The sequence below is a fragment of the uncultured Campylobacter sp. genome, assembly GCF_937890585.1.
Classification (GTDB): Bacteria; Campylobacterota; Campylobacteria; order Campylobacterales; family Campylobacteraceae; genus Campylobacter_A.
Genome location: NZ_CALACG010000198.1, coordinates 1 through 7,480 on the forward strand (window position 1 = coordinate 1; position 7,480 = coordinate 7,480).

Below are 7,480 nucleotides of genomic sequence, written 5' to 3' on the forward strand. Positions count from 1 at the left end.
GCAAGATGCCTGTAGATATCATCTCCGAGCTATCTAAACTCGGAAAATATCGGGTCTCAAAACCAAAATATAAAAAGTAGCAAAGCACGCTGATGATAGGCACTATGAAATTTGAGTGTTTGAAGAAATTTGCAACGCACTCTTTTATGAAATTTGCCTTTAAATTTGCCGAGTGCTCGCCCAAATGGCTCTCGAAAAACGAGTTTAAAAGTAGCTCATTTTTGACCTTTTCAAGCTCCTCTGGCTCTTTTGAGAGCGCCCTTTTGTAAATTTCATAGTTTTGCTCGTCAAAGTCCTTTATGATCTCATCTTTGATATCTAAAATAACAAGAGTGATCTGCTCTTTTATCTCGCCGAGCCTTTTTGAAACTTCATTAAAATTTGTCCTATTTAGCCTATCAAAAAGGTCGTTTTCTTCGTTTAAAAGAGCGATCAAACGCGCTTGTTTGCTGCTTCTTATCTCACAGTTTGAAAAATTTGCCTTTATAAAATTTACAAATTTCTTAGCGTTTTTAACGCTCTCATCTTTTTCATCTAAAATGTCTTGGTAGCTCAAATTTTGCCTCTTTCTACTAAATTTACAAATTTAACTAGCTAAGCACCTTTGCGATTTCGCTCCAGCCTATTTGCTTAGCAAGTTCAGCTGCGGTTTTGCCACTTTTTGTGCGGGCGTTTTTGCTAGCGTCATTTTCTAGCAAGAGATTTACGATCGTTAAATTTCCAGCAAGTGCCTCGTGGTGAAGCTGCGTATATCCAAACTCATCAGCGTCTGTGGCTACGCTTGGGTACTCTTTTGCGTAGTTTTCAAACTGCTCAGTCATATTTTTGCTCATCGGATGCTCGATCAAATTTTCTGGGTGCTCTTTTTGCTCATAGACTACCAAAATATCGTTATAATCGCCAAAATCAAGCCCCCAAGCTGCGTCATGCTCGGCTAACTCATCTTTTTGCATGCGTGAGCGCATCGCCTGCACGCTAAATCCGCCGTATGCGCGCCCGCCAATGGCAAAAAGCCAGTCGCTCATCTCACCTATCTTCGCACTTACTTGATCTCCGACTTTCACGTTTTGCACGGTGTCAGGCTCATTTACAAGCGTGCCATATATCGTTTCGCCGTCAAATTCTACGTCGTTTATCCACATGTGCTCGCCCACCTCTTCGCTGTTTATGGTATCAAGAAAGCAAATTTTAACCATCGCATAGTCAAGCCCTGGCACGATCCTGCGGCGCTCCCAGTAAAGCTCACGCCAAAAGTATCTAAAGCTCTCACGAGCCTGCTCAAATGCACGCTGCATGTAGTCTTCGTCGCTGCTTACAAAATAGATCGGCATTTGCTCGCCAAGATCAACTTGCTTGCCAAAAATTTTCTTAAAAAAGCCCATTTTTTATCCTTAGTGAAATAAATTTAAGTGTAAATTTGCAAAAACTGCCAAATTTAGGCTAAATCGCTAAATTTTAAATGAAAAATCAAGCGTCTTTTTCGCAAAATTAGGCTAGGCGATTTAAATTTTTGTGATGGGAGTTACCGAGCGGGTAATGACCGAGCAAAAATTTGAATCAACAACGCATAATGAAGCGAAAATGTGCGCTATTTTAGGTTTTTAAAGCTTATCGGAAGCTCTAAATTTAACCCCCTAACGAGCTTTATACACTCCTGCAGATCGTCTATGCTTTTGCTTGTCACTCTGATCTCTTCGCCCCTGATCTGCGCGCTCACCTTGATCTTTGAGTCTTTGATCGCTTTGGTTATCTTTTTTGAGTTTTCGCCGTCAAGCGTGTCGTTTAGCTTTAGCGTAGCCTTTAAATTTCCACCGCTCGCTGGCTCTCTTTTTGTCTCTGTGATCGCTACTGGCGGGATGTTGCGCTTGATGAGCTTTGAGATGACGATGTCTTTTAGCGCGTCGATTTTGTTATCGCTTGAGCTAAGAAGCGTTATAAATTTCTCTTTTTCATTTAGCTCTACCTCAGCCGCAAGCCCCTTAAAATCATATCTCGCAGCGATCTCTTTTTTCGCTGTCTCAAGAGCGTTTTTAACCTCCATCATATCGACCTCAGCACTTATATCAAAGCTGTGTTCGGTTGCCATTTTTATCCTTTCAAAATTTATTTAAATAGCCCTTTGATCTTCTCAAAAATCGACTTTTTGCCAGTCTCTTCTTGCTCTACTGCCTCTCTAATCTGCTGCACAGCAGTCTGTGCATAAATGATAGCTCCCTTTGGATCGCAGTTAAAGAGATTTGAATATGAGCTTGATTTGTTTAGATCAAGTGGATTTGGCTCCACGACCTCAGTGGCCTCGAGCAGGCCTATTTCTAGCTCGTATGCGTAGTTTAGCGCATCTAAAAATGCAGGTAAATTTTGAGCGTAAAAGCCATCAATCGCCTCTTTTATCTCGCCATCTGCTTCATAGTCAGCCTTTAGTTTAGCTACGTTTTTAGCGTTTACATAAGCGCCACAACAGTAGTTTTCGGTGATCTCATTATAAATTTCACCACTAAATTTATCCAAAAAATCACTTGGTAAAATTTCTCGCCAGTTGCTGACGTAGTTTTTAAATTTCTCATTTTGCCGTGCCAAAGAGCTTAGCGATGTGCCACGAGTGTAGAAATACTTTCTAAAAAAACCTTGTGTAACAGCGATACAAAAGCCGTGAGTTTTGTTAAAAATTTCATCGTCTTCATACTGTAACGCAGCGCTTAGTGTATCTTTGTACTTTTGAGCGTAAAATTTCTCTACGCCAGCCTTTGTTGCAAGTGCCAAAACCTCGTCAAATTTACTGGCCCTTGTAAGCTCAAGTGCCTCAAAATACCACTTTGAAATTTCATCTTCGCTAATGGCGTGATAGCTTATATCATAGCCCATTATCTGCTCTCATTTATGAAATTTTCGATGTTTGCGATGATCTTTGCAATGAGCGTTTTTCTGGCCTCCAAACTACCCCATGCCACGTGCGGCGTGATCACTAAATTTGCTCTATTTTTTACCTTTAAAAATGGGCTATTTTCACTCATTGGCTCGCTCTCCAAAACATCCGTGCCAAAGCGTAAATTTCTCTCGTCTATCGCCCTTGCCATCGCCGCTTCATCCACTATGCCGCCACGTCCTAAATTTAGCACTATCGCATCATCTTTTAGTAAATTTATCTCGTTTGTGCCTAGCAAATTTCTAGTCTTTTCATTTAGTGGTGCGTGGATGCTGATGATGTCACTGCTTCTTAGTAGCTCGTCTAAGCTTTTTTGCTTAAATTCACTATTGTTATTTGCTCCGCTTGTCGAGTAGTAGCTCACGTTTGCGCCAAATGCACGTGCCACTGCCGCCACGCCACGACCTATCTCGCCAAGTCCGATGATGCCAAATTCTTTACCAGCGATCTCGCTGATATCTGCGCCAAGATAGGTGAAAATTTCACTCTTCACCCACTCGCCACTTTTTACGTACTCATCATAAAATTTGATGTGATTTGTCAGCTCAAAAAGCAAGGCAAATGTGTGCTGAACGACGCTTGCGGTTGAGTAGCCAGCGACGTTTTTTACAGCTATATTTTTAGCTTTTGCGTGCTCAATATCTACGTTATTCATACCAGTTGCGCTTATGCAGATAAGCTTTAAATTTGTCGCCTCCATCACGGCTTTATCGATGACAACCTTGTTTGTGATGACGACATCAACGCCCTTTAGACGAGGCACGACCTCTTCGCTCTTAGTTTTTTGGTAGCTGATAAACTCGCCAAATTTCTTAAAAACACTAAGATCTACGTTTTCGCCAAGAGTGGCTGCGTCTAAACAAACGATCTTCATCTTTAATCCTTAATGAAATGTCCTACAAATTTAGAGTAGTTATCTAAAATTTTACCGCCCTTTCTATATCCAAGTGAGCACGCTTCATAAACGTAAAATACGCCAGCTTGGTAGCTCTCGCCTCTCTCATCTTGATTAAACTCGTAAAATTCCTGATAGATCGCTTTGCTTGAGTCGTATTCGCCGTCATTGCTTGCTATTTGTGCGCCATTTTCATCGTATATCGAGACGTTTGCTCCTTCTCTGCCAAATACCGGCTTTTTCACATATTTTTTGCCTTTTAATGGCTCATTTGAGGTCTCAAGCAAGAGCGGGTGATTAGGATATAGATCCCAAAGGATTTTTAAAATCCCCTTGCTTTGGAAAAGTAGCGTGTAGGCTGGATTTATAATGATAGCTTTTTGATTTTTGATGATGTTTGAAAGTATCAGAGCCAGCTCGCCCTCGTCGATCGCTATGCTCTCCCAAGGGACAAGCTTAAACCAGTACTCGAAATTTTCATCGCCTTTAAAAATGCCTTCATTGTCGTCAAAAACAACCTCATCAACGTAAGAAAAGTCTGTTTCAAAGCCAGCCTCTTTTGCGATATATTGCAGTAGTTTTACGGTCTGCTCGTCCTCTATGCTACCTGCGATACTGCTAAATAGTATCCCCCAGCCCTCATAAACGTCATCAAAATCCACATCATCATCACCAAGTGTGACAAGGCGTTTGAAATTTTGCTTTAGCGACTCGTAAAGGTCGTTAAACTGGGCTGCTTCGTCCATGTGATTTAGCTTTAGCATCGCCCACTGGATGATCGCCGTCTCAAAGACTGCCGTTGGCGTGTCGGCGTTAAATTCGATCAGTTTTATCGGCTTACCATCAAGCCCACCCGCTAGATCAAACCTGCCGTAAAGGTGCCAGTGAACGTCATTTTCCCAGCTATTTTTTATGATATCAACAAGGTTAAATGGTATGCCTATCTCGTGAAAAAGGTTGTTGTCTATGACGTGCTGAGCGGCATTTACATACATATCGTAAAGTTCATTTGCTGCCTCATAGTAGGCATTTGCCTCATTTTCGCTTACTTGCACGATCTCATCAGCGATATATGAGCTATTGTCGTTATCTGTGTGCCACGCAAAGCCGATTTTCTCCATAAATTCATTGTTTAATGGGGTGATTTTTCTTAAATTTACCATTTTCAGCCTCCAAAGCTTGATGAGCTAGAGCTTGACTTTGAGCCACCACCGAAAAATCCACTCTTTCCACCGCCGCTTCTTGCAGCAGAATTTGCCGCTTTTTGCTTGTTAAAGCTATCCACACTTCTTGTGTAAGCACTTGGATTTTTATATGTGTTTTGGCGATTTGCTTGGAAATTTTGATTACCAAAAAGCTTACTGCCTATCCAGCTACCAAGTATCGCGCCAGCTGCTGAGGCAAGGATCGTCTCGCCAAGACTTAGTCCGCCGCTACTTAGCTGTGCGTCGCTCGTTCTTGTCAAATTTGAAGTGTTATTGTCGATCTTTGCGTTTGCTTGCGCTAGAAGCTTGTCGATCTCATCTTTGCTTAGCACGCGCTCAGTGCCGTTTATATCTTTTAGCACGACCCTAGTTTCGGTGCTTGGGTACTCTTCTAAAATTTTATAAACGCCAGGTGCGCTCTCTTCGATGATTACAAAGGCACCGTTTTTTTGCGCAACTTCGTTTAGTGCGTTTTCATTGCCGCCATCGTCGCTCCCACAACCAGCAAGTCCAGCCATGATAATGGCACCAAATCCCCCAACCGCAGCATAAGTTGCTATTTTTTTGATGTGTTTCATATCTCTCCTATCAACTCTTTTAAATTTTTATGTCTTCTAACAAGTATCACGCCGCGTTTAAATTTGATAAATTTGGAGTGATGTATCGCTTTTATTATCTTTTCACTGATCTTTTTTGTCGCTTTTGGCTTTAAATTTAACTCCTTTAGATATTCGCTTAAATTTATCCATTTTGACTCGTCCTCTATCTGCGCATCTATCGCCACTTCGCTTGTGGCACCCTCGTTTTTAGGTGCTAAAAGTGGCCTTTGCATGGCGTTTAGAAACTGCATGAGCTTCTCGTCTCTGTCCTTGTAAATTTGCAAAATTTCATTTTTTCGCTCGATAAGCATCTGCTCTTTTTCTTTAAAAAGCCTATCTTTGTCGGCTTGCAAATTTAAATTTAAGCTCTTAAGCTCATTTAGCTCATTTAACAAATAACTTACAAACTCGTCGTTTTGGGATTTAGTTTTTGTGCTTTTTGAAGCGGTTTTTGCGGGTTTTTCGCTACTTGGCTCCTCGTCAAGGATGACAAATTTTGTGCCATTTTCAATGAGCGTTTTCAACGAGCCTCGGCGGATTCTATTATAGACTGCTTCTTTTGTTATGCCTAAAATTTCTGCAGCTTCATTTACAGCTAGCTTTTGCATCGGATTTCCGTTTAAAATAAAATAAAAAAATTGCTTTGATTATAAAAAAATAAGGCTAAAAGAAGAGTTAAACAAAGAGAGCAAAGCTCCCTTTGTCTTGGTTTTAGAGTCTTGACTCGTAGCGTCTAAGCATATAAAGACGTTTAAGCATTTTTTTGCGAGCAGCAATTTTTTGTTTCTTGCGGATCTCAGTTTTAGGCTCAAAGAAGCGTCTAGCTCTTGCTTCAGTAACGACTAAGTTACGGTCAGTTTGTTTTTTAAACTTTCTGTAACCCTCGTCAAATGACTCGTTAGGATGTACCTTAATACCAGGCAACGTCCTCACCACCTTTCAGATTAAAATAAGCCGTGAGTATAGTTTAACTTTCATAAATTTAAGCTTTCAAAATATGCTCAGCAGCTATCAAACCAGAACTAATGCAGTCTGGTGTAGAGCAGCTTGTCAACCTTGCATAGCCGTGAATTCCGCCTGTTGCCTCACCTATGGCGTATAAATTTTTAATAGGCATATTATCTTTTAAGCCTAGCACTTCAAAATTTAAACTAACCCTTACTCCACCTGGTGTATAGCTTATGCCAGGAGCCGCTAGCATCGCATAAAACGGAGCTTTTGAGATAGGATTTACCTTACTTAGATCTTTTTTAAAGTCACTATCATCTTTTTTCTCTATATTTTCATTATATCGCTTGATCTCGCTGTTTAAAACCTCTAAATTTAGCCCAAATTCTTTTGCTAGTTCGTCCAAATTTTGAAATTTCTTCATCTTGCCATCTTCCACAAATTTATTTAGCCTTTTTGGATCGTGGCTGCTTCCAAAACCGACCTCATCGAAGATGATCACTGCAAATTTATCTGAGCTGTTATCTTGCATATTTTCTAAAATTTTATCTGACAAGCCCTGCCTGTCGCCATCTTCATTCATAAATCTTTTTGAGTTTTTACCATCAACTATCATTGAAAAGACTAGGTCTTCTGTTGGGATACCAAAAGAGTACCTGCCAAGACTTAGCTGTATAGGCGTTGCTCCAGCTGCTAGCATGGTTTTTAGCGCTCCAGCTGTTGCACCTGGGCTTGAAGGTGTTTTGGCAAGAGCTAGTCTTGGATTTTGAGCAGCTTTAAATGCCTTATCTGCCGAATATCCACCACTTGCAAAGATGACAGCTTTATTTGCTTTGTAAAATTTGACATCGCCTGCTGTATTTTGCAGATCATCATCGGCTAAGCTCTTATCAAATTTATACTCTTCTCT

General features: G+C 40.8%; 9 protein-coding genes and 1 pseudogene. All 10 read right to left on the reverse strand.

The window, feature by feature from the left end; translation table 11 throughout:
- Positions 1 to 556, reverse strand: a pseudogene (locus tag Q0296_RS05780) (hypothetical protein); the annotation flags it as partial.
- 34 nt (positions 557 to 590) lie between these two features.
- Positions 591 to 1,382, reverse strand: coding sequence for a DUF2314 domain-containing protein (locus Q0296_RS05785; RefSeq protein WP_298037888.1), 792 nt, complete (start codon positions 1,380 to 1,382; stop codon positions 591 to 593).
- Positions 1,383 to 1,588: 206 nt separating this feature from the next.
- Entirely contained in the window at positions 1,589 to 2,086 is a 498-nt protein-coding gene (locus Q0296_RS05790; RefSeq protein WP_021089472.1) for a YajQ family cyclic di-GMP-binding protein, read from the reverse strand.
- A 17-nt stretch (positions 2,087 to 2,103) separates the two neighbouring features.
- Positions 2,104 to 2,862 (reverse strand): hypothetical protein, encoded by a 759-nt coding sequence (locus Q0296_RS05795; protein WP_298037890.1) that lies wholly within the window; start codon positions 2,860 to 2,862, stop codon positions 2,104 to 2,106.
- The gene (locus Q0296_RS05800) at positions 2,862 to 3,797 is read right to left on the reverse strand and encodes a D-2-hydroxyacid dehydrogenase (RefSeq protein WP_298037893.1); all 936 of its coding nucleotides are present in this window, start codon (positions 3,795 to 3,797) and stop codon (positions 2,862 to 2,864) included. Before Q0296_RS05800 ends, Q0296_RS05795 begins: the two co-directional genes overlap by 1 nt.
- Positions 3,798 to 3,799: 2 nt before the next feature.
- The gene (locus Q0296_RS05805) at positions 3,800 to 4,981 is read right to left on the reverse strand and encodes a glutathionylspermidine synthase family protein (RefSeq protein WP_298037896.1); all 1,182 of its coding nucleotides are present in this window, start codon (positions 4,979 to 4,981) and stop codon (positions 3,800 to 3,802) included.
- 2 nt (positions 4,982 to 4,983) lie between these two features.
- The gene (locus Q0296_RS05810; RefSeq protein ID WP_298037904.1) at positions 4,984 to 5,601 is read right to left on the reverse strand and encodes a UPF0323 family lipoprotein; all 618 of its coding nucleotides are present in this window, start codon (positions 5,599 to 5,601) and stop codon (positions 4,984 to 4,986) included.
- Complete coding sequence (locus tag Q0296_RS05815) at positions 5,598 to 6,230, reverse strand: DNA-binding protein (protein WP_298037907.1); 633 nt, start codon at positions 6,228 to 6,230, stop codon at positions 5,598 to 5,600. Before Q0296_RS05815 ends, Q0296_RS05810 begins: the two co-directional genes overlap by 4 nt.
- Positions 6,231 to 6,333: 103 nt before the next feature.
- Positions 6,334 to 6,546, reverse strand: a complete 213-nt coding sequence (rpsU, locus tag Q0296_RS05820) for a 30S ribosomal protein S21 (RefSeq protein ID WP_009294994.1) — start codon at positions 6,544 to 6,546, stop codon at positions 6,334 to 6,336.
- A 58-nt stretch (positions 6,547 to 6,604) separates the two neighbouring features.
- Positions 6,605 to 7,480 (reverse strand): FAD-binding protein (locus tag Q0296_RS05825; protein ID WP_298037912.1); only part of this gene is annotated, 876 nt, incomplete at its 5' end.